At 52.2% G+C, this 23664-nt stretch carries 21 protein-coding genes; 7 read left to right on the top strand and 14 right to left on the bottom strand.

What is annotated here, in order from left to right; translation table 11 throughout:
- From lpxH to purK, 3 genes are all read left to right on the top strand, one after another.
- A complete protein-coding gene (gene lpxH / locus ABVN36_RS16655) occupies positions 1-723 on the top strand; it encodes a UDP-2,3-diacylglucosamine diphosphatase (RefSeq protein WP_023138424.1) in 723 nt (240 codons plus the stop codon).
- Between the two features lie 117 nt (positions 724-840).
- Entirely contained in the window at positions 841-1350 is a 510-nt protein-coding gene (purE, locus tag ABVN36_RS16650; RefSeq protein WP_000098736.1) for a 5-(carboxyamino)imidazole ribonucleotide mutase, read from the top strand.
- Positions 1347-2414, top strand: coding sequence for a 5-(carboxyamino)imidazole ribonucleotide synthase (gene purK, locus ABVN36_RS16645; RefSeq protein ID WP_000815601.1), 1068 nt, complete (start codon positions 1347-1349; stop codon positions 2412-2414). Before purE ends, purK begins: the two co-directional genes overlap by 4 nt.
- 40 nt (positions 2415-2454) lie before the next feature.
- Here purK and ABVN36_RS16640 read toward each other — a convergent pair whose 3' ends face one another.
- From ABVN36_RS16640 to ABVN36_RS16625, 4 genes are read right to left on the bottom strand one after another with little or no spacing between them, the layout of a single operon-like run.
- On the bottom strand, positions 2455-3348 hold the full coding sequence (locus tag ABVN36_RS16640; protein WP_000855337.1) for a carbamate kinase: 894 nt from the start codon (positions 3346-3348) through the stop codon (positions 2455-2457).
- Between the two features lie 3 nt (positions 3349-3351).
- Positions 3352-4161: a DUF2877 domain-containing protein gene (locus tag ABVN36_RS16635; RefSeq protein WP_023138423.1), complete on the bottom strand. Its 810-nt coding sequence runs from the start codon at positions 4159-4161 to the stop codon at positions 3352-3354.
- Between the two features lie 11 nt (positions 4162-4172).
- Positions 4173-5432, bottom strand: coding sequence for a DUF1116 domain-containing protein (locus ABVN36_RS16630; RefSeq protein ID WP_000495330.1), 1260 nt, complete (start codon positions 5430-5432; stop codon positions 4173-4175).
- A 9-nt stretch (positions 5433-5441) separates the two neighbouring features.
- Positions 5442-7106, bottom strand: coding sequence for an acyl-CoA synthetase FdrA (locus ABVN36_RS16625; protein WP_017441721.1), 1665 nt, complete (start codon positions 7104-7106; stop codon positions 5442-5444).
- A gap of 315 nt (positions 7107-7421) precedes the next feature.
- Here ABVN36_RS16625 and allD point away from each other — a divergent pair, with 315 nt between their 5' ends.
- The 3 genes from allD to allE are packed head-to-tail and all read left to right on the top strand — an operon-like array spanning position 7422 to position 10524.
- Positions 7422-8471, top strand: coding sequence for an ureidoglycolate dehydrogenase (gene allD / locus ABVN36_RS16620; protein WP_000703936.1), 1050 nt, complete (start codon positions 7422-7424; stop codon positions 8469-8471).
- A gap of 21 nt (positions 8472-8492) precedes the next feature.
- A complete protein-coding gene (allC, locus tag ABVN36_RS16615; protein ID WP_000589769.1) occupies positions 8493-9728 on the top strand; it encodes an allantoate deiminase in 1236 nt (411 codons plus the stop codon).
- 10 nt (positions 9729-9738) lie between these two features.
- Positions 9739-10524 carry a (S)-ureidoglycine aminohydrolase gene (gene allE / locus ABVN36_RS16610; RefSeq protein WP_000540985.1) on the top strand — a complete coding sequence of 262 codons (786 nt, stop codon included), beginning with the start codon at positions 9739-9741 and terminating at the stop codon, positions 10522-10524.
- Between the two features lie 79 nt (positions 10525-10603).
- Here the strand turns inward: allE and glxK are convergent, their stop codons facing one another.
- From glxK to allA, 10 genes are all read right to left on the bottom strand, one after another.
- A complete protein-coding gene (glxK, locus tag ABVN36_RS16605) occupies positions 10604-11752 on the bottom strand; it encodes a glycerate 3-kinase (RefSeq protein ID WP_023138422.1) in 1149 nt (382 codons plus the stop codon).
- 22 nt (positions 11753-11774) lie between these two features.
- The gene (locus tag ABVN36_RS16600) at positions 11775-13073 is read right to left on the bottom strand and encodes a uracil/xanthine transporter (RefSeq protein WP_023138421.1); all 1299 of its coding nucleotides are present in this window, start codon (positions 13071-13073) and stop codon (positions 11775-11777) included.
- A gap of 58 nt (positions 13074-13131) precedes the next feature.
- Positions 13132-14493, bottom strand: a complete 1362-nt coding sequence (allB, locus tag ABVN36_RS16595) for an allantoinase AllB (RefSeq protein WP_000006865.1) — start codon at positions 14491-14493, stop codon at positions 13132-13134.
- Between the two features lie 78 nt (positions 14494-14571).
- Entirely contained in the window at positions 14572-16026 is a 1455-nt protein-coding gene (locus tag ABVN36_RS16590; protein WP_000401063.1) for a putative allantoin permease, read from the bottom strand.
- Between the two features lie 95 nt (positions 16027-16121).
- Complete coding sequence (locus tag ABVN36_RS16585) at positions 16122-17369, bottom strand: MFS transporter (protein ID WP_000005070.1); 1248 nt, start codon at positions 17367-17369, stop codon at positions 16122-16124.
- A 65-nt stretch (positions 17370-17434) separates the two neighbouring features.
- On the bottom strand, positions 17435-18313 hold the full coding sequence (gene glxR, locus ABVN36_RS16580) for a 2-hydroxy-3-oxopropionate reductase (protein WP_000765815.1): 879 nt from the start codon (positions 18311-18313) through the stop codon (positions 17435-17437).
- A gap of 99 nt (positions 18314-18412) precedes the next feature.
- Positions 18413-19189 carry a hydroxypyruvate isomerase gene (hyi, locus tag ABVN36_RS16575; protein WP_000943591.1) on the bottom strand — a complete coding sequence of 259 codons (777 nt, stop codon included), beginning with the start codon at positions 19187-19189 and terminating at the stop codon, positions 18413-18415.
- Positions 19190-19201: 12 nt separating this feature from the next.
- Positions 19202-20983, bottom strand: coding sequence for a glyoxylate carboligase (gcl, locus tag ABVN36_RS16570; RefSeq protein ID WP_001096868.1), 1782 nt, complete (start codon positions 20981-20983; stop codon positions 19202-19204).
- 84 nt (positions 20984-21067) lie between these two features.
- Entirely contained in the window at positions 21068-21886 is an 819-nt protein-coding gene (gene allR, locus ABVN36_RS16565) for an HTH-type transcriptional repressor AllR (protein WP_000141265.1), read from the bottom strand.
- 78 nt (positions 21887-21964) lie between these two features.
- Entirely contained in the window at positions 21965-22447 is a 483-nt protein-coding gene (gene allA / locus ABVN36_RS16560) for an ureidoglycolate lyase (RefSeq protein ID WP_000764659.1), read from the bottom strand.
- Between the two features lie 226 nt (positions 22448-22673).
- Between allA and allS the strand changes: the two genes are divergently transcribed.
- Positions 22674-23600: an HTH-type transcriptional activator AllS gene (gene allS / locus ABVN36_RS16555; RefSeq protein WP_000460169.1), complete on the top strand. Its 927-nt coding sequence runs from the start codon at positions 22674-22676 to the stop codon at positions 23598-23600.
- Positions 23601-23664 lie beyond the last annotated feature (64 nt).

Here is a 23664-nt window from a genome sequence, read left to right as displayed (position 1 = left end):
GTGGCGACACTGTTTATTGCAGACTTGCATCTGCAAACGGAAGAACCGGCGATCGTCGCCGGTTTTCTGCGTTTTTTAGCCGTAGAAGCCCGTCAGGCCGACGCGCTGTATATTCTTGGCGATCTCTTCGAGGCCTGGATTGGCGACGACGACCCCAACCCGCTACATCGTGAAATGGCCGTTGCCATTAAATCGCTGGTTGATTCCGGCGTCCCCTGCTTCTTTATTCACGGTAACCGTGATTTCCTGATTGGCAAACGCTTTGCCCGCGAAAGCGGCATGACGCTACTGCCGCAGGAAAAAGTGCTCGACCTGTATGGCCGCAATGTGTTGATTATGCACGGCGATACGCTCTGTACCGATGATGCCGGATATCAGGCGTTTCGCGCCAAAGTCCATAATCCGTGGGTGCAACGGCTGTTCCTTACCCTGCCGCTGTTTATCCGCCGCCGTATCGCCGCCAGAATGCGCGCTGGCAGTAAAGCCGCCAACAGCAGCAAATCGCTGGATATTATGGACGTCAATGCGCAGACCGTCGTCGCCGAAATGGAAAAACACCGCGTACAGTGGCTGATTCACGGTCACACCCATCGCCCGGCGGTGCATGAACTTTCCGTCAACGACCAGCCCGCATTCCGCGTGGTGTTAGGCGCATGGCATCATGAAGGTTCAATGGTAAAAGTCACGCCGGACAACGTTGAGTTAATCGCCTTCCCCCTGTAAATGTTCGTCGAATCGTCCGTTACGGCGCACACGCAACCGTTTTCCTTGCCCGATTATCATGCTATTCTCTGACACCTCAAAAGCAGCGTGTCCCGCACCACAGGAGTTTTAAGACGCATGTCTTCCCGCAATAATCCGGCGCGTGTCGCCATCGTGATGGGGTCCAAAAGCGACTGGGCTACCATGCAATTCGCCGCCGAAATTTTTGAAATTCTGGATGTCCCGCACCATGTAGAAGTGGTTTCCGCCCATCGCACCCCCGATAAACTGTTCAGCTTCGCCGAAACGGCGGAAGAGAACGGATATCAAGTGATTATTGCCGGCGCGGGCGGCGCGGCGCACCTGCCGGGAATGATTGCGGCAAAAACGCTGGTCCCGGTACTCGGCGTGCCGGTACAAAGCGCTGCGCTAAGCGGCGTGGATAGCCTTTACTCCATTGTGCAGATGCCGCGCGGCATTCCGGTGGGTACACTGGCGATCGGTAAAGCCGGTGCGGCTAATGCCGCCCTGCTCGCCGCGCAGATTCTGGCGCAACACGACGCGGAACTGCATCAGCGCATCGCCGACTGGCGCAAAGCGCAAACCGATGAAGTTCTGGAAAATCCCGATCCGCGGGGGACGCTATGAAGCAAGTTTGCGTTCTCGGCAACGGACAACTGGGCCGAATGCTGCGCCAGGCGGGCGAACCGCTGGGTATCGCCGTCTGGCCGGTTGGTCTGGATGCAGAGCCTACCGCCGTTCCGGTACAGCAGAGCGTCATTACCGCAGAGATTGAGCGCTGGCCGGAAACCGCGCTTACCCGCGAGCTGGCGCGCCACCCGGCCTTCGTCAATCGTGATGTATTTCCGATCATCGCCGACCGTCTGACACAAAAACAGCTTTTCGATAAACTGGGACTCGCGACCGCGCCGTGGCAGCTGCTGACCAGCGCCGACGAGTGGTCCGGCATCTTTGACCGTCTGGGAGAACTGGCGATTATTAAGCGTCGCGTTGGCGGCTACGACGGTCGCGGGCAGTGGCGTCTACGCGCGGACGAAACCGGGCAACTGCCGGATGACTGCTATGGCGAATGTATTGTTGAGCGCGGTATCCATTTTTCCGGCGAAGTGTCGTTAGTCGGCGCTCGCGCTCATGACGGCAGTACCGTGTTTTACCCGCTAACGCACAATTTGCATCAGGACGGCATCTTGCGGACCAGCGTCGCGTTCCCACAGGCGAACGCCGAACAGCAGGAGCAGGCGGAATCGATGCTGTCAGCAATTATGCAGGCGCTGAACTATGTCGGCGTAATGGCGATGGAATGTTTTATCACGCCGGAAGGCCTGTTAATCAATGAACTGGCGCCGCGCGTACATAACAGCGGACACTGGACGCAAAATGGCGCCAGCATCAGTCAGTTTGAATTGCATTTGCGCGCGATTACCGGCCTGCCGTTGCCCGCGCCGGTGATTAACGCCCCGTCGGTGATGATCAACCTGATCGGCAGCGAGCTGAATTACGACTGGCTGAAGCTGCCGCTGGTACATCTGCACTGGTATGATAAAGCGGTACGTCCGGGGCGAAAAGTCGGCCATCTGAATCTGACCGACAGCGATACGTCACGTCTTAGCGCCACCCTGGAAGCGCTCTCTCCGCTCCTGCCGGGCGAATACGCCAGCGGCATTATCTGGGCGCAAAGTAAGCTTAAATAAACAGCGTGGGCGGCGCATTCTCTGTCGCCGCCCGTCGCGATCACAGACAGATGCAGGTTCCCGCTCTGCCCGCCAGGGTATCGTCAATACGCGACAATGCGCCAATCCATGCCGGCTTTCCGCACCGCTTCACATATCCGCTTACCGCGGTCACCTTCGGTCCCATCGCGCCATCGGCTTTGGCAAACGGCGCCAGCTCATCGGGCGAAGCCTGACGAATAGCGCGCTGTTGTGGCGTTCCCCAATGTTCATACACCGCATCCGCATCCGTCAAAATGATCAGACCATCGGCCGCTATCTGCTCCGCCAGCAATGCCGCCGCCAGGTCTTTATCTATCACCGCCTCGACCCCTTCGCCCTCGCCGGCAACAGGTACCCCGCCACCGCCGCTGCAAATCACCACATGGCCCTCTTTTAGCAATAACTCAATAGCGGCGCTTTCGATAATCTGACGCGGCGCCGGGGAAGCGACGACACGGCGCAGATATTTTCCATCACGTTTCATATGCCAGCCATAAGTCGCTTCCAGCGCCATTTGCTCTTCTGGCGAATAAACGGGACCAATAAACTTTTCCGGTTCAAGAAAAGCAGGATCGTCCGCCGATACCTTTATCCGCGTTAATACTGCAGTCACCGGCGGCATATCGGGTTCAAGCGCCAGACGCTGCGCCAGCATATAGCCGATCATTCCCTGACTCTCTGCTACCAGCACATCCAGCGGATAAGGCTCAACGGCTTTCCAGGCAAGGTTCTGTAAAGCCAACAGGCCGACCTGGGGGCCGTTGCCATGTACTATCGCCAGCCGATACGAGCGGGCAAGTCGCGCCAGCGCAGGCACCGCGTCGGCAATATTGCGATATTGATTCTCTGCCGTTAGCGCTTCTCCGCGCTGCAATAATGCGTTGCCGCCAAGAGCAACTACCAACGTTTTCATTCCCTATCCTTTTACTATTTGTTGTCCAAGCCAGAACCCCAGCAGCGTATCCGCGCCAGAGGTGTGCCCCAGCGCCAGCAGTCCGTCAATCGCCGTTTCTGTGCGAACATCTCGTCGCAGCGCATGAATAAAGTGGAGTAAAGGCGACGCGAAATAACCTATAGCCGCATAGCGTAAATAGCTGACGCTCACGAGCGTCGTCGCCCGATCAAGGCTGCCGGATTGGGCAAAAAAATTACGCCCGGCGCGTTCATCTATGGCGCCAAAATACCAGGCCGCCAGCAACATTCCCGTCAGCGTGTCGTCATGACTGGGCGTTAAGCCCGGCCCTTTACCCAGCCATAGCCGCCAGTCAGTCGCAGCACCTGCAAGCGCCGACTGAAAGCAGTGACAAAACTGGCGAAGTTCCGGACATAGAGGCTGAGCTGCGGCGACGGTTAACGGCCCAAACAGTCCCGTCTCCTCACTACGCTGCATGTACGTCGCGTTAAGACGCGGCGACGCAAGATAGCGTGGAACCCGCAGCGAACAGCGCCTCTCCGGCTCGCATAAAAGAAACTCGCCAATCTGAATACCGGCAGCGGTTGACTGCGGTTTTTCGCCATCGGTGAGCACATCGCGCAATGCGTCAAAATCGCCGCCGCGCAGTATCCACCCTCCCGGACTGAAGCCGCTCCCCCGACGGTGAAGCGTTAATAACTCACCGCTTTTCGCCACAAAATTAATAGAGCGACGCCATACCCCTGACATCTGCCAGGGTTGCCGATAATCCGCCGATTGTCGGCTTGCCATAAGAGGATGGATACGTTTCATGAGACGCTCTCTTAACTTACGCCCATGCTTTCCGCCAGCGCTTCCAGCGCCTGCTCGAAACAGGCCAGCGGCGCACGGACGGTTCCCGCGCCAATCTGGCCAATCCCCGCCTCTTTATGCGCGATACCCGTGTTAATCAGCGGCGTAATTCCGGTCTCGACCACGCGGCGGATATCCAGTCCCAGACAGGCCCCCTGAAAATCCCAGCCGGGGATTTGTAGCTGCATGTTGCGTTCGAGATAAATTTCAGCCATCTCTTCAGAAACAGATTTCGCCGCTTCCATTCCCCCGGCACCGACAAAACGCGTTACGCCAGGCGCGGCAATCATCGCAGCGCCGCCAATACCAAATGTTTCAGTAATGGCGCTGTCGCCCATGTCCGGGTTGGCCTGATCCTGCGAAAAACCGGTAAAAAATAGCCCCTGTGGCGTATTAACAGGCGCGGTGAACCAACGGTCGCCCAGACCGCTAACCCGAATGCCAAACATATCGCCATTGCGGGTCATCGCCGTCACAATACTGCCGGCGCGAATCTGCGCGCCCGCGTCCATGGCGGCTTTACAGTAGGCCATCGCCAGATTAAGGAAGAATTGATCGGTGACGCTCAGAAAATCCATCACTTCCGCTATCTGCTGCTTATCGTGTTCCAGACGGGCGATATGCGGCGCCAACGTGCGCATCAGCAATGCGGAAGAGGCGATATTGCGCTGGTGGAATTCATCTCCCATCGTAATGCCCTGCGCCATCATTGCGGTCAGGTCGAGGCCCCGCTCCAGACGTCCCAGCGCCGCGCTTAATACCGGCATCAGCACATCACGCATCCAGCGCAAACGTTGCTGAACATCCTCGCCATAGGCGCCGAAACGCATCACTTTGCCGATCCCTTCGTTGAGATTGCAGTACGCACGATTGCCGTCGGTGATATTTTCCACGACCAGCATCGGCATACTGGCTGAGGTAATACCGCCCATCGGCCCCACGGCGTTAACGTGATGGCAGGGAATAAAGTTGACCTTTCCCTGCTCTAACAGCGCGAGCGCGCTCATTTCATCTTTGGCCCATCCTTCAAACAGGCATGCGCCGATACAGGCGCCTTTCATCGGGCCGGTCATCTCTTGCCAGCGCATCGGCGGCCCGGCATGAAGAAGCGTTTTCCCCTGATTGAGCACGCTAATTAATGAAGAAGCTGGCTTCACATCCAGCCAGTGCGGACGTGCGCGACGAATTTGTTCGATGACTGCAGCGTTGGCTTGCGCCACTGATGTAAACATGGGAACCCCTTATTGCAAACGTTCTAACAGACGAGCCAGTTTTTTATTACCGCCAGCGACAGGCGCCCACTGGTAGTGCACCACGGGCATACCGGCAGCCTGTAAATCCAGCGCGAAGCTACGTAACCCGGCATTAATCACCGCTACCGCTTCCAGTAACCGGGGAGCTGATGGATGAGTTGAAGAGAGGGTTGGTCGAATCAGTTCCGCGGCCAACAGAGTGGCTTCGGGAAGAGAATCCACTACCGTGATACCGGCATCTTCGAGCGCGGCGATTTGTTGCGAGCGGCACTGAGGATCGCGTTCCGTTCCGGTGACGGTTGCGATGGCGAACAGCGGCTGGTCGCTGGCGCGTGCGGCACATGCCTTCTGCCAGGCCTGAATCAGCGATGCGGCGGGATCGGCAGTCGCGCCAAAACCAATAACGACGTCCACTAATAACACGCGTACCTGCGGCTGTGCGCCAAGCCCGGCGATAAGCTGATTACGTAACGCCGGGTCAATCATCGGATGTGGTCGCCCAACGGTATAAAAGTCATCGCCCAGATCGATAATCTGGTGGCCGTCAGCGTCAAGCATCATGCCATGGTGATGTTCCGTATCCGCCGCGACGCCCAGATAGCCAGCCAGCAGCCCCGCCGCTTCCGCCGCCAGCGTTCCGCCGGTATAGAGACCACGAATCACGCCGCCTGTTGAAACCATTTCTTTACGCTGCGACGTCACGCGAGACAATAAACATGCCAGTCGGGCGGCTTCATCCAGCGTCGAGGCAAACCAGACGTTTTCCTCACGCGCAACGGGGGAGGAAAACCCTAAGAACAGCGCTACAACGGGTTTCCCGGTGGCTTTCATCGCCGCGATAATATGCTGACGAACCGCATCGGCAGGCGGTTTGGAGACAAAGGCCAGCACCTGGCTCTTTTCATCCGCGCTGAGTATGTCCAGTGCCGTTAGCGCGCTGATCCCACCGACCTCGGCGCTCAAATCGCGTCCGCCAAGCCCGATAGCATGGGTAATCCCTTCCCCCGCCAGCGCAATCTGTGAACAGAGCTCCTGAATACCGGTGCCGGAAGCGCCAATCACCCCGATGTTGCCCTCTGGCATGACGTTAGCGAAAGCCAGCGGCGTATTGGCGATCATAGCGGTGCCGCAATCCGGCCCCATGACCAGCAGTCCTTTATCACGCGCCCGGCGTTTTAGTCTGATTTCATCGTCCAGCGTGACATTATCGGAGAAGATCATCACGTTCAACGAACGATCCAGCGCCTGCTCCGCCAGTTCCGCCGCATATTCGCCGGCCACCGATACCAGCGCCAGATTCGCCTCTGGCAGTTTCTGACAGGCGCTTTCCCAGCGTCTGACCTGGATTAACGACTGGCTGCCGCTGCTTCCCTGCGCCAACTGCTGCAATGCTTCTTCGAGCTGTTGCACAATCACCTGCGTAATGCCGTCATCTACCGCTTCGGTACGAATCGCCACGCAAATGTCATTGGGCGTAGCGCCATGAAAATCGTCATGCCAGAAACCGGTAGTTTCCAGCAGCGACTTATTCGCAGGCGTTCCCATCATTACCGATACATCATCAACATTTTCGGACTCACTCAGCTTTCGAGAAATAATCATTAAGCTGACAGAGTCTTGAAAACACCCTTTTTTAATAAAGGCGTGGATCATAACAACTCCTTAATAATTGCACCCATTGCAATTGCACGAGCAGTGTTAATGTGCGCTTCACGGTATATATCCGGGAGGGTAAATAGAGTGATTAACGTCACATCAAATTTATTAACAAAAGAATTCAAACAACGGCTAAAGGATTAGTTATGATTTTCTAAAAAAGCTTTTTATTTAAGCAAAAAGATAAAACCCGCCTGATTATCAAATAAATTCTAATTATATTTTTTTGCCTGTCTGGATCACATAATCATTTTATTTTCCCGGTATGTTAATCGCAGTCATGCTTCACACCGTCGTTAAAAAGGAAGACAGATGAAAATCAGTCGGGAAACACTCCATCAGCTTATCGAAAATAAGCTTTATAAAGCCGGACTAAAACGTGAGCACGCCGCCATCGTCGCCGACGTACTGGTTTATGCAGATGCCAGAGGTATTCACTCACATGGCGCCGTACGCGTTGAATATTATGCCGAACGAATTTCAAAAGGCGGCACCAACCGGGAGCCGACGTTCCGCATTGAGAATACCGGTCCCTGTACGGCGATACTGCATGCCGATAATGCTGCCGGACAGGTCGCAGCCAAAATGGGAATGGAGCATGCTATTGAAATAGCCAAAAAAAATGGCGTCGCGGTTGTCGGCATTAGCAGAATGGGCCATAGCGGCGCCATCTCTTATTTCGTCCGCCAGGCTGCTCGCGAAGGCCTGATCGGTCTGTCTATCTGTCAGTCCGATCCTATGGTCGTGCCGTTTGGCGGGGCGGATATTTACTATGGCACTAATCCGCTGGCCTTTGCCGCGCCGGGCGAAGGCGATGACATCATTACCTTTGATATGGCCACCACCGTGCAGGCATGGGGAAAAGTCCTCGATGCACGGTCCCGCAATGAGTCCATTCCGGAGAGTTGGGCCGTCGATAAAAATGGCGCGCCGACACATGATCCTTTTGCCGTCAATGCGTTATTACCCGCCGCAGGCCCGAAAGGTTACGGCCTGATGATGATGATCGATATTCTGTCCGGTATTCTGCTGGGGCTGCCGTTTGGCCGCCAGGTCAGTTCGATGTATGAAGATTTACACGCCGGACGCAATTTAGGACAACTTCATCTGGTCATTAATCCGGCGTTCTTTTCTTCCTGTGAATTATTCCGCAAACATATTAGTCAGACCATGCAGGAACTCAATTCCGTGAAGCCCGCCCCCGGTTTTAAACAGGTTTATTATCCTGGACAGGATCAGGATATTAAACAGAAAAATGCCGATATGAATGGTATCGATATTGTTGATGATATTTATCAATATCTGATTTCCGATGCCCTCTATCTCAAGTCATACGAAACAAAAAATCCCTTTGCCCAATAATTATTGAAACAGGAATTTTCTATGATAAAGCATTTTCGCCACGCGATAGAAGAAACATTGCCCTGGCTCTCCTCCATTGGAGCCGATCCTACGGGTGGAATGACGCGTTTACTTTATTCGCCTGAGTGGCTGGAAACACAGCAGCAGTTTAAAAAGCGAATGGCAGAAAGCGGTCTGGAAACACGCTTTGATGACGTCGGAAATTTATATGGCCGCCTTTGCGGCACACAATTTCCGGAGCAGGTGATTTTAAGCGGTTCGCATATTGATACGGTCGTCAACGGCGGCAATCTGGACGGGCAATTCGGCGCGCTTGCCGCCTGGCTGGCGCTCGACTGGCTAAAAGCGACCTACGGCGCGCCGCTGCGCACCGTCGAGGTAGTATCAATGGCTGAGGAAGAAGGCAGCCGTTTCCCTTACGTTTTTTGGGGCAGCAAGAACATTTTTGGCCTGGCGAATCCTGAAGAGGTACGCCATATCCAGGACGCCAAAGGCACAGGCTTTGTCGACGCTATGCAGGCGTGCGGATTTACCCTTCCCGCCGCGCCGCTCGCCGCGCGAACCGATATCCGCGCCTTTGTTGAATTGCATATTGAGCAAGGCTGTGTTCTGGAGAGCAACGGACAGTCGATTGGCGTCGTCAACGCCATCGTCGGGCAACGTCGCTACACGGTGACGCTCAACGGCGAGTCCAACCATGCAGGCACAACGCCAATGGGCTATCGTCGCGATACGGTGCATGCCTTCAGTCGTATTTGCAGTCAGTCCATTGAAAAAGCCAAACAGCATGGCGATCCCCTGGTATTAACGTTCGGCAAAGTTGAGCCGCAGCCGAATACGGTCAATGTTGTCCCTGGGAAAACCACATTTACAATCGATTGCCGGCATACGGACGCCGCGGTACTTCGCGAATTTACCGAACAGTTGGAAAACGATATGCGCGCCATCTGCGATGAAATGGATATCAGCATCGATATCGATTTGTGGATGGACGAAGCGCCGGTGCCGATGAACGCCGAACTGGTCGCGGCCCTCACCAGGCTGTGTGAAACCGAACAACTGAACTATCGCATAATGCATAGCGGCGCAGGTCATGACGCGCAAATTTTCGCGCCGCGCGTCCCTACCTGTATGATTTTCGTCCCCAGCATTAATGGTATCAGCCATAACCCGGCGGAACGTACCAACATTAATGATCTTGCTGAAGGGGTCAAAACTCTGGCATTAATGCTGCATCAACTTGCCTGGCAAAAATAAGGAGCCATCAATGGGATATCTGAATAACGTCACGGGTTACCGCGATGATTTACTGGCGAACCGCGCCATTGTAAAACACGGTAACTATGCGCTCTTAACGCCGGACGGTCTGGTGAAAAATATTATTCCCGGCTTTGAAAACTGTGACGTCACCATCCTTTCGACGCCGAAGCTGGGTGCTTCTTTCGTCGATTATCTGGTTACCTTACATCAGAATGGCGGCAACCAGCAGGGCTTTGGCGGCGAGGGGATTGAAACTTTTCTCTATGTCATTACGGGAAATATTGAAGCTAAAGCAGAAGGAAAAACATTCTCTTTAACTCAGGGCGGATACCTCTATTGTCCACCGGGCGAGATGATGACCTTTAGCAACGCTCAAACGGAAGACAGCCAGCTATTTTTATATAAACGCCGCTATACTCCTGTCGAGGGGCATGCCCCGTGGTTGGTTTCCGGCAATGCCAGCCAGCTGGAGCGTATTCATTATGAAGGCATGGAAGATGTTATTCTGCTGGATTTCCTGCCTAAAGAGCTGGGCTTCGATATGAATATGCATATTCTGTCTTTCGAACCGGGCGCCAGCCACGGCTATATTGAAACCCACGTCCAGGAACATGGCGCTTATATCCTTTCCGGCCAGGGGGTTTATAACCTCGACAACAACTGGGTGCCGGTGAAAAAAGGCGACTACATCTTCATGGGCGCTTATTCCCTGCAGGCCGGATACGGTGTAGGTCGTGGCGAAGCATTCAGCTACATCTACTCCAAAGACTGTAACCGCGACGTTATGATTTAACGGCGGACAGCCCTCCTGATTATTTTTAATTTAGCTATGTTGGATTTTGCCACGGTGAGAACCGTGGCTTTTTTTATGCTTAACGAGTCCCGATATTCTGGCCAAGTTTGATGACGCGGGCAATATTACAGGCGCTGTGGTAGAGATTTTGTTCACCGTTCGCCAGAACTTCCGGCAAAGGCGCCAGCCGCGGCAAAATACTGAATACGGCATCAATACCGTGGCGATGGACCACTTCCACGCCGTCGCCCAGTACGCCGGCAATGCCGATAACCGGGACGTGATGCCGTTTCGCCACTGACGCGACGCCTATCGGCGCTTTTCCTCCCGCCGTTTGCGAGTCGATTCGCCCTTCTCCGGTAATCACCAGCGAAGCCTCTTTTACCGCCTCCTCCAGCTTCACCGCCTGCATAACAATCTCAATACCGGGCTTCATTTCCGCTTCCAGGAAGACGATAGCGGCAATCCCCATTCCTCCGGCCGCTCCACCGCCCGGTATTTGAGACATGTCGCGTCCGGTCAGGGCATGTAAAACACGGGCATAATTACGTAATCCATTTTCCAGCGTCTCAACCATTTCAGGCGTCGCCCCTTTCTGCGGACCGAATACCGCCGCCGCGCCGCGTGGCCCCACCAACGGGTTATCAACATCACAGGCGACCTCAATACGACACTCTGAAATTCGCGGATCGCACCCCTGCAGGTCAATGCTCGCCAGGCGCGATAAATTGCCCCCTCCGGCGCCAAGCGGCGTTCCCTGCGCGTCCAGAAAACGCACACCGAGCGCCTGCGCTACTCCCATTCCGCCATCCACCGTGGCGCTGCCGCCGATACCCAGAATAATATGGCGAATCCCCGCGTCCAGGGCGTGACGAATCAATTCGCCGGTGCCGAAACTGGATGCCAGCAGCGGATTACGCGCCTCGGGCGCCACCAGCATCAATCCGCTCGCCGCCGCCATTTCAATAATCGCCGTTTTGCCGTCGCCGGTCAGGCCATAAAATCCGTTTACTTTTTCCCCCATCGGCCCGCTAACGTCCACAGAAACCCGTTTCCCGCCGGTCGCTGCCACCATCGCGTCCACGGTTCCTTCTCCACCATCGGCGATCGGTAAACAGACATAGCGCGCATCAGGAAATACGGTTGAAAATCCCGCTTTAATAGCCTGACAGCATTTATCAGCGCTTAAGCTCTCTTTAAATGAATCTGGCGCAATTACAATCTTCATCATGTCTCCTTGTTTTCTCATGTTATTTAATGCGTTCCCACGGAATAAGATTTTCCATAAGCACTGCCAGTAAGATTCCCACCAGTAATCCGTTGCTAAGCAAAGGACGAACCATCAGTGGAAGATCCTGTAAATAGACCGGAGGAAGCCCCATCAAAAAAATGCCGACAAAAAGCGGTAATGCCAGGCGATAAATATTCCGCGCGGTAAACGTAATTTGCTGGCTAAAAACCAAACCGGAATAAAGTAAAGGTAAATAAGAGACCAGCATAACGGCGCTGCTGATCGCCAGTGGAATAGCGCAAAATAAGCGGGTTAACGGCGTTATAATGGCAACCAGCAGACACAGCGCGCTACCGCAGATAAAGGATTTGCGAGAACTGTCGCCGGTTTGCGTTAATAAACCAATGGAAGACACAAAAGGCGAAAAAGGCACGACCGCGAAAGGCACCGTCATTAACGTCATCAGTCCGGAAATCATAAAGCTTCGGCGATAACGAGAACTGCCCGACCCTTGATGCAGATAAAAGATATCGGTACCGCGGATGGCGCCGTAAGTGTTGCTGATGTTGACTAACCCCGTCATCACCGCCGTCACAATAATACCCGGCATCAGCGTGCCGTGGCTGCCCAGCGGAAACCATCGCCAGCTTAATTCACCCGGCGGTAAGTGTGATGAAGGAAAGCATAACCGCCATAGCCCCCACCCGACCACGGTCCCTACCAGTAACGCGTAACGGGAGATACGCTGTTGCAGGAAAATAATCATTGCGAGGATAAAACACATCACCGCGACCGCCAACCCAAAGGGGGCCAATTTGATTCTGGCGCTGGTATCGGCAATGCCAAAAGGCAGCCCCAGCATGCCTTTAAAAAATATTGAGGTCAGCTGCGCGCCCAAAAGCAGCATGAAAAAAACCATTACCGCCGGCGTAAACAGGCGAGCCAGACGGTGTCCTAAGCCGCTAATGCCGATAAATATCGTCACCATCGCGGAGATCGCAATCCCGACCGACAGGCTGGAGGCGATATCGTTCAACGGCGTGCCGCGAGACGCCTCGCCAAGCGTAATCGTAAGAATAGCGCCCCACCACAGCCCTGTCGGCCCCTCCATAATGGCCCGGCGATGGCCGCAAAATGCCTGAACCAGGCAGGCCAACGCGGTGGTCAAAAAAGCGTATTGTGTGAGCATTAACAGGTTATCAGCGGGAAGATGAAAAGCGGACAGCAAGGTAGGGGGAACCACAACCGTGTTACAGAAAATAAAGAAAAACCACTGAAAGCCGGACAACACACTTTCGCGGTTAATAACAGGGAACATATCCACACCTTAAAATAGAGAATGCCCGTCGTGACGACGGGCATTAAATCACACCGGATTACTGCTGATGTTTAAGGATAAACTGACCTTTTGGCGGCACAGGGAAGCCATGCTCGATGTCATAAATAACATCGCCGCGCAAAATCGTTTTGGTAATACGCGCGCCAATAGTACGGCCAACATACGGACTGACTTTATGGCGATATTCCAGATCTTCATTTTTCAGAACATAGCTGCTGTCAGGCTGAATAAAGACCAGGTCAGCATCTTTGCCGGGGGCAATACGTCCTTTATGTTTCAGACCAAAAATATCGGCGGCGTTGGTCGCCATTAATTTGCCAAACATCGGCAACGACATACCGCGTTTTTGCACCGCTTCATCAAACATGACGTCCATGCAGTTTTGCAGTCCGGCAATTCCGCCCCATGCTTGCATGATATTGCCTGCTTTCATTTCCGGAGGGCATGGAGAGTGGTCGGATACCAGGCAGTCGATTTCGCCGTTAAACAGTTTTTCCCACATCCCTTTCTGGTTTTCCTGGTCGCGAATTGGCGGAGAACATTTTGCCAGGGTGCCAATCTCTTCGAACTGATCGGTATCGAGGACAAAATAGTGCGGGCACGATTCACAGGTGACATCCTGACCTTCCTGACGCGCGCGCGTTACTTCCTCTACCCCCTCCGGGCTGCTGATATGGCAAACGTGCAGACGGCAACCTGCCGCTTTCGCCAGATACAGCACGCGACGAATGGCTTCCACTTCAGTAAATACCGGACGTGAGGCGACATAATCATGCGCCGTTACGCGTCCTTCGCGTTTAGCTTCTTCACCCAGCTCATCGCAAATCAGAGCATTTTCGCAATGTACCAGTACCGTCTGGTCCATTTCCCCCAGTTTTTGCGCGCCTTTGTAAAACTGCCAGTCATTAACGTCGCGAAAATCATTATCGATGCCACGATCGCCGCAGGTGGCAACAAAGCACTTGAAGCCGACAACGCCCACTTCGTCCAGCTCATGCAGCCGATCCAGGTTATAAGAAACCAAACCGCCCAACTGCGCGGCGTCGATGGTCAATTTACCTTTTGCCGCGTCAAACTTGAGTTCAATCGTCTCACGATCGACCGTCGCCGGCAGCTGATTGAGCGGCATCTCAATCATCGTGGTAATACCGCCTTTCGCCGCCGCGCGCGTACCGGTTTCATAGCCTTCCCAGTGGGTACGGCCCGGTTCAGAAATGTGGGTATGCGCGTCAACCATGCCCGGCGAAACGATCAATCCCGTCGCATCCAGCACATTTTTCGCTTCCCCCAGGTTCTCGCCAATCGCGGCGATTTTTCCGCCCTGGACGGCGATATCGATAACTCTCGCTTCGTTTTCTAAGATGACAGTACCGTTCTTAATAATTAAATCAAAAGACATAACAAACTCCTTGTATGGATACAGATAGTTTTTAAATAGCGCACACTTCATTAAATACGCTTAATGCTTTCTCAATATTTAACCTGCGAGTTTTTTCTCTCCTGTATTTTCAAAACCCGTGCGTTTCTTCAATAGCGCATAAGCAACGAACGCAACTATTACGCCTACAAACCAGGACACGCGGGATAAAGGCTCCATAAATGGTATAAACTTGCCGCCTAATGACAGAATGACTGCGACCAGGGTGACTGAAAATGCAGTCAGGTTAAATCCATTATCATAATATTTGTAATCACCGCTGGCGGTGTACAGCTCATCAAGATTAATTTTTCCACGCATTACCACAAAATAATGAGCTAACATTACGCCGATTACCGGGCCAAGCATACCGCCGATAATATCGAGGAACAGATAAATACTGTCCTGATTCTCCATTAATTTCCATGGGCAAATCAGTAGACTGATAATACTGGCAATCATTACGCCATTTTTATAGTTAAGCTTTGTCGGGGCAAGCGCCGCAATTTGATACCCCGCAGGTATAATATTACCGGTGGCGTTGGTTGAAATTGTCGTCATCAGAATCACCAGCACCGCAAAGAATGAAGCAAACAGGCTGTCCCAGCGCTGCACAATATCCAGCACGTTCCAGGTATCCATACCATAATGAATACTGGCTCCGGCAATAATGCACACGCTGGCTACGGCGAATAATATATACGCTACGATAAGCCCCAATGTTTGTCCCAATGCCTGAGCGCGAAATGAATGCGCGTTTTGCGTGAAATCGGACGCGCTCACCGCTGGCGCTGCCCAGACGGCGACTACGGCGTTAATCACCACCAGGAACAGAAAGCCGCTGTGCTCTGCTTTTTGCACGCCTGAAGGCAGATAGTCCAGAATCGGGCCAATGCCGACCAGCGATATTGCCCAAATAGCCATGCCGCCAAAGACAATGTAAATACATGGATTGAGGATAGCGGTAAATTTATTTAATACTTTACCACCGCCAAAACCGATGCCAACGTTAATAATCCAAAAAATTAGAAAAGTAATTAGCCCTGGCAGTGAAAGACCCAGCAGCTTGAAATCTCCGCCTAATGTCAGAAATCCTGGCCAGATCTTCCCAATCAAAATAAGAAATGCCAGCGATCCCGCGTAACACTGCAAGCCGAACCACATAATTGCCGCGATTCCCCCTCGCAATAATCCAGGGAATAGCGCGCCGCGGACGCCGTAAGAACCTCGCAATATCATAGCAAAAGGAACGCCATATTTGCTGCCTGCCGCGCCATTCATTACCATCGCCGCCGCAATAAATAATGCGCTGATAATAATGGCCAACATGATATTAAATGTTGATAGCCCCAGTATAAAAAAACCGCCGACCATAACGTAATTTGGCACGTTATGTACAGATCCCATCCATAAGGTGAAATAGTTAAATGCCTTCCAGTTTCGTTGGGTTTCTGTTTTAGGTAATAAGTCTTCGCTATAACCGCGCTGCTGGTATAGCTCTCTTTGATGTTCCATAAATCCCTCTTTTCACGCATCGGATAACGTTGTTATGGGTTTAGCTATGAGGAACAAATAAATATAAAATAAAGAAACAGTAGATATAATTATTTTTAAGCTGAAGCAATACGTTGCGTTGCTTTCTTTTTATATAAAGTGACGACAGCAAAGATCAGCGTTCCGGTAACCACTAAACATGCTGAAATCACAAAACTGATCTCCTTCGACCCCGTTACATCCGAAATAAATCCGGTCAACGTTGGAGCGACAACCGCTGAACTCATGCCAAAGAAGTTAAAAAGGCTGAAAGCTCTTCCCAGACTTTTTGCCGAAGCCTGTTCAGATACAAAGGAGATCAGGATCGGGTCTACTGCCATTTTCCCCAGCAAGCCGTATAGCGTCAGACTGACCATCAGCATCGTGGTATTCGGGGACAAAACCGTAAACGCCAACATTGCAGCCGCCACAATTTCCAGACCGAGAATAACCTTAACTTTACTGTTACGGAATTTATCTGACAGATGGCTAAAAAATAACGCTCCCGGTACGCCAACCACCGCTACCAGCGCTGATGCCAGCCCGATAGCTCCGCCATCAAATCCTCTTTCAGTCTGGAGATAAGAGGGCAGCCAGGTCACTATCAAATAATAACCGTAGCAGGTACAGAAATAGAGGAAGTAAACGCTACACAATAAACCAGAGAATAAAGGTGCGCGTTTCTCATCTTCCGTAACGGTTTGGGTTTGCTTTTCCGCTTGCGCAGAGTCGCTTTTGGCTTTACCGCGAATGATCAGCGTAAAGACGCACAGCATGATTACTAATATCGCGGCCACGATATACAGTACATTTTGCCAGGCCATGCTCATGTTTTTTACTAATACGCTGGAACCGATTAAGCCAATCCCCATCCCTATAGCCGACCCGCTGTTGATAATCGCGTTGGCTAATGCCCGACGGGCCTGCGGCACGTTTGCCGAAGAGAGTGAATAAGCCGAGCTAAAGAAAGAAGCGCATCCGCCACCTGCCATTAGCGACCCTATATAGATCATGGTCAGGCCATTGGCTTTCGCGATACAGAGTGTACCAATAATAAAAAGCGTAAATCCGGCCATCAGCATGATTTTTTGACCGAATTTATCGACCAATATTCCGCAAGGGATTTGCATACTGCAGTAAGCAAAAAAGTAAAAACTTGCAATGGCGCCTATTTCAGCATTACTTACATTGTCTAAAGATGCCTGAATTTCTGGATAAATTGGCGTAAGCACGGTGCGATAGATCCAAATCGCTACCCAGCCCAGACTCATTACGACAACAATTTGTTTCCAGTAATCAATCCCGGATTTTTTAGTTTCACTCATGTTCTTCACCTTTACAGAGTGTTCCTTGTGAACAGGTATCGCTGCAGCCGCAGCGATACACATAATTAGGACAATTTATGATTGGCCATTAATTCCAGCGCCTGTACCATTGCCGAATGATCAAGCTGGCTCCCGCCATTTGCCGCACAGGTATTGAATAATTCCTGGCAGGTCGCCGTATTCGGTAAATTCAGCGCCAGCGCTTTTGCGCTTTGCAATGCAAGATTAAGGTCTTTCTGATGAAGCGCGATTTTGAAACCAGGCTCGAACGTCCGGTTGATCATCCGCTCGCCGTGAACTTCCAGAATGCGTGAAGAGGCGAACCCGCCCATTAACGCCTGGCGCACGCGTACCGGATCGGCACCTGCTTTTGAAGCAAACACTAAGGCTTCAGAAACCGCTTCAATATTCAGCGCAACAATAATTTGGTTAGCCACCTTACAGGTTTGCCCATCCCCATTGCCGCCCACCAGGGTGATATTTTTTCCCAGGATGTCAAAGAGCGGTTTAACGCGGTCAAAGACTTTCTGCTCGCCGCCAACCATAATCGACAGAGTGCCTTCACGCGCCCCGATTTCTCCCCCGGAAACCGGGGCATCCAGGTAATCAGCGCCCATTTCATTAACGCGCTGGGCAAAACGTTTGGTTTCGATAGGAGAAATAGAACTCATATCGACGATGGTTTTTCCCTGAAGCGATGTTTTAGCGCAACCGTGTTCGCCAAATAACACCTCTTCAACCTGCGGCGTATCCGGCACCATTATGAAGATAATGTCTGCAAATTCAGTTACCTGACGTGCAGTCTCAACATTTACTGCCCCCAGCGAGAGCAGTTCGTCCGCGACCGGACCAATAGTCGTAACGTGTAATTGATGACCGGCGCGTGCCAAATTGATAGCCATTGGCGAGCCCATAATTCCCAGGCCAATAAATCCCAGTTTCATATACAACCTCTTTTATTGCTTTCGGTGTTTCCAGATTCAGGCAACACAATCCCCTTCCAACACAGTGGAAAAAAAGCGCTGCCCGAATTATTCTGCGTTTTAACGGTACTGATTAATCCACGATAATCCCGCTTCCGTGGTAGTCAGTGGTTTATATTCACAGCCAACCCAGCCATCATAACCAGACTGTTTAATGACATTAAAAATAAAGTCATAATTAATTTCCCCGGTCCCCGGCTCGCCGCGACGCGGGTTATCAGCAATCTGTAAATGGCCTATTTTATCGGCCCATGCCGTCATGGTTTGCGTTAATTCCCCTTCCATGCGTTGCATGTGATAAATATCATACTGAATTTTGATATTATCGCTGCCGATATCCTTAATTAATGCTAACGCCTGTTGAGTGCCGGTGAGATGGAATCCCGGCATATCAAAGTGATTAATAGGTTCGATAAGTAATAAAATGTCTTCTTTCGCCAGCATATTTGCCGCATAGCGCAGGTTTTCGACCAACGTGTCGTGGATCTCCGTTGCGGAGAATCCTGACGGCGTTTTACCCACCAGACAATTTATTTTCTTATTACCTAACGCACGTGCATAGCGGATTGCGGCCGCTACGCCATCGCGAAACTCTTCTTCGCGCCCAGGAATACAGGCAATTCCACGTTCGCCAGCCGCCCAGTCGCCAGCCGGTAAATTATGTAACGTATGTTCCAGATTATTATCCCTGAGCTTACGTTTTAACACTTCGATATCGTTATCGTAGGGAAACATGAATTCCACGCCGCGAAATCCCGACAACGCCGCTTTATCAAAGCGTTCCAGGAAATCATATTCCGTAAACAGCATAGAAAGATTGGCAGAGAAACGTAACATCGATTACCTCCCTTACTCATATTTCATAAAACAGGTTTCTGTTGGCGCATCTTTCGCACTATCCGCAACCTCTTCAAACTCGGTTACGTTATCCAGTTCGCTGCCCATGGAAATATTGGTTACGCGTTCCAGAATGACTTCCACCACCACCGGAACGCGATATTGCGCCATTAGCGCTTTGGCTTGTTCAAATGCAGGCGCAATATCTTCCGGTTTAAAGACACGAATGGCTTTACAGCCTAACCCTTCCGCCACTTTTACATGGTCAACGCCATAGCCATTCACTTCGCTGGAGTTGATATTTTCAAAGGCGAGCTGTACGCAGTAGTCCATGTCAAATGCGCGTTGCGACTGGCGAATCAGACCAAGATAAGCGTTGTTAACCAGCACATGGATATACGGAATGTTAAACTGCGCGCCGACGGCTAACTCTTCAATCAGGAACTGGAAGTCGAAATCGCCGGAAATCGCCACCACATTGCGTTGCGGATCGGCAGCACAAACCCCTAATGCCGCCGGGATTGTCCAGCCAAGAGGCCCCGCCTGGCCGCAGTTGATCCAGTGTCTGTCTTTAAACACATGCAGCATCTGCGCTGCCGCGATTTGCGACAATCCAATGGTGGTGACATAGCACACATCGCGACCAAAGGCTTTGTTCATCTCTTCATAGACGCGCTGCGGCTTCACTGGCACGTTGTCAAAGTGGGTTTTACGCAGCAAAGTCCGTTTACGCTGCTGGCATTCGTCCACCCAGGTTTTCCGGCATGGCAAACGCCCCGCTTTTTGCATCTCCTGCGCGACATCGATCAGCAACGTTAGCGCCGCTTTGGCGTCCGAAACGATGCCCAGATCCGGGCACAACACGCGGCCAATTTGCGTCGGTTCAATATCGATATGGATGATTTTTCGCCCCTGAGTATATTTCTCAACGGACCCCGTATGACGGTTAGCAAAACGGTTACCGATGCCAAAAACCATATCGGATGCCAGCAGAGTGGCGTTGCCGTAGCGATGCGCCGTTTGCAGGCCGACCATCCCCGCCATTAAGGGGTGATCGTCCGGGATACAGCCCCAGCCCATCAGAGTAGGGATCACCGGTACGCTGGTCAGTTCGGCAAACTGCTGCAGCAGTGGCGCGGCGTCGGCGTTAATAACCCCGCCGCCCGCGACAATTACCGGACGCTCGGACTGAATCAGCATCTCCAGCGCCTTTTCAATCTGTACGCGGCTGGCGGCTGGCTTATATACCGGCAGCGGCTCATACATATCCGGATCGAATTCGATCTCCGCAACCTGGACATCAAACGGTAAATCAACCAGTACAGGACCTGGGCGGCCTGAGCGCATCAGATGAAAAGCCTGCTGTAATACGCGCGGCACCAGCGCCGCCTCACGAACCGTCACTGCCATCTTGCTGACTGGTTTTGCAATCGCTTCAATATCGACTGCCTGGAAATCTTCCTTGTGCAGACGCGCTCGTGGCGCCTGGCCGGTAATGCATAAAATCGGGATAGAGTCGGCAGAAGCGGAATAGAGCGCGGTGATCATGTCGGTTCCCGCCGGGCCGGAAGTGCCCAGGCAAACCCCAATATTACCTGCCGCCGCACGTGTGTAGCCCTCAGCCATATGTGAAGCGCCTTCCACATGACGCGCCAGTATATGGCGAATGCCTCCATGCTTACGCATTGCAGAATAGAAGGGGTTGATTGCAGCCCCAGGAACGCCGAATGCTGTGGTGATACCTTCTTTTTCCAGCACATACATTGCCGCATCCACGGCTCTCATTTTTGCCATTTTATTGCTACCTCTTTTTATTGGAAAAAGTTTCCAACTTTTAAAAATTTTAAAAAAGTCCCGCTCCAGCGAGCGGGATGCGGCTCAGGCTACAGGGGGTTTTAGCCCAAGCGCCGTACTGATGTCTTTCGCGGTATCCCGTACCAGTTCACCCTGGCTGATAAAGCGATCTTCCGTCAGCCGGGAAGCCGGTCCCGATATTGAGATAGCGGCGACCACGCTGCCCGCATCGTCATAGATAGCGGAGGCGATACAATTCAGCCCGACAACATGTTCTTCCTGGTCAACGGTGTAGCCCTGTTCACGCGCCTGTTCCAGATTTTTAAGCAGGATAGGTAAATCCACCAGAGTGGTCGGCGTAAACCGCCGCAAACCGGTATTGACGACGATCCCCACCAGCTCTTCTTCGGTGAGCGGGTAAAGCAGCGCTTTTCCGGCGCCGGAAGCATGTAACGGCAGACGACTCCCTAAGGGCGCGCACATTCTGACCATCGATTTGCACTCCTTTTGACCGATTAACACCGCTTCATTACCGTTGCGAATCGCTACGTTGACCGTCTCGCCAGAAAGCAGCATAAGTCGGTGCATAAAGGGTCCGGCCACCGAGAGGACATCGCGATTATGAATATACGCAGAGCCCACATTAAATACGCCTAAACCAATATGCCACCAGCCAAGCTGGCTATCCTGGTACACAAAATCAGCCGCTTGCAGTACCTTTAACAGGCGAAACGTCGTAGAAAGCGGTAAATCCAGGCTGCCGGAAATATCGCTAACTGATGAACTGCCGCCGCTTCTTTCGAGATATTGCAATATCGCTATGCCCCTCTCCAGCGCCTGAGCGCCTTTCTGCGCAGTCGGCTCTGCCTGTCCTGGCCTGCCGCGTCGTCTTACTTCCGTCATATTTACGTTAACTCCGGCCCAAAATATGAGCATAAACAATGAACAATATGTTCATCTTATGCAAGAAGGCCAATAGCGTCACGCAAAACAGAGTTCATGTGTCGGGATACTTTCAACATCACAGTTATCGCTGCCACCGCGATCCACCGTCAGAAAATCGGTAACCGTCTGCCACGCAAACAGCGGGTGATGCCATACATTACGGTGATAATTGACGCCCTGCCGTCCATTGCTAATAAACGCCCGCAGCGTGGAGAGATCGGGTTTATCATCGCCGAGCGCGACAATAACGACAAAAGCCTCGCCGTTCATCGGCACAAACGCCTGCGTACCTAAAGGATGACGTTCCAGTTCATGTACCACAATAGGCATCGCGGCCGGTTGCGCCCTGTTAATACTGATCAGCGTGCGATCCTGCTCCAGAACTTCAACCTTCGCCAGGTCGTGATATCGCTCAACTAACCCGTTGTTTATATGAAAAAAGTCACGTTCCTGCGTCTCAATAACATCGCCATAGGCGCTGAACGTCTTCTGATCTAACGGTAATACCTCAAGTTTCATTATTTTTCCCTTGTAGCTCGATTCCGTTTAACCGCGGTGTGGACTCTGTCCGGTTTCAATACCATGCAATCTAAAACCTTCGGGATTTAACATCAACATAAAAGTTGGAATATTTTTCCAAAAGTAGATTTAGACCACAAATCAAACATGGCTATTATGTAAAACTACTTAAAAATCATAGGAAAACAATTCTGGTTTTATCAGGATCGTAAGGAGGCGTCTGACGATGTTTGACCCGGAAACACTGCGTACCTTTATCAGCGTTGCCGAAACGGGGAGTTTCTCCAAAGCGGCGGAGCGCCTGTGTAAAACCACGGCAACCATTAGCTACCGCATCAAACTGTTGGAGGAAAATACCGGCGTAGGGCTGTTCTTTCGCACAACGCGAAGCGTCTCGTTGACGGCGGCGGGCTCTCACCTTCTCTCTCAGGCAAAAGACTGGCTTGCGTGGCTGGACAGCATGCCTGACGAGCTACGCCAGGTTAACGACGGCGTAGAGCGTCAGGTCAATATTGTGGTGAATAACCTGCTCTATAGCCCGCAAGCGGTCGCCAGTCTCTTATCGTGGCTTAATGCGCGTTACCCTTTCACTCAGTTTCACTTTTCCCGGCAAATTTATATGGGCGTCTGGGATTCGCTCCTGTATGAAGGTTTTTCGCTGGCGATTGGCGTAACTGGCACCGAGCCGTTGGCTAATACCTTTATGCTCGACCCTTTAGGTTCCGTACAATGGCGTTTTGTGATGTCCGCGGATCATCCTTTAGCTCACGTCAGCGGGCCTCTAACAGAAGCGCAGTTGCGCCGTTTCCCGGCAATTAATATCGAAGACAGCGCGCGTACGCTGACCAAACGGGTAGCCTGGCGCCTTCCGGGGCAGAAGGAAATTATCGTGCCTGATATGGAAACCAAAATCGCCGCTCATCTGGCAGGCGTCGGTATCGGTTTTGTCCCGCAGCCGCTCTGTCAAACGCTGATCGACAAAAACGAACTGGTGAGCTGTACCATCCCTACGATGCGTCCGCCCTCACCGTTAAGCCTCGCCTGGCATAAATTTGGCGGAGGCAAAGCGGTAGAAGACATTGTGAAATTATTTACCCAACGGCAACCCGAAATAGCCGGTTTTTTATCCATTTTCAACACGGTACGCTGTTAAAAATCAAGCCACTTTGCGAATTGGCGCGTAAAATAACGCAAGGGATGATTTGAGGTTACGTTTT

This window comes from Salmonella sp. SJTUF15581, assembly GCF_043356775.1.
In the GTDB taxonomy this organism is placed as follows: domain Bacteria; phylum Pseudomonadota; class Gammaproteobacteria; order Enterobacterales; family Enterobacteriaceae; genus Salmonella; species Salmonella enterica.
This window is presented reverse-complemented; position numbering and strand designations above follow the sequence as displayed.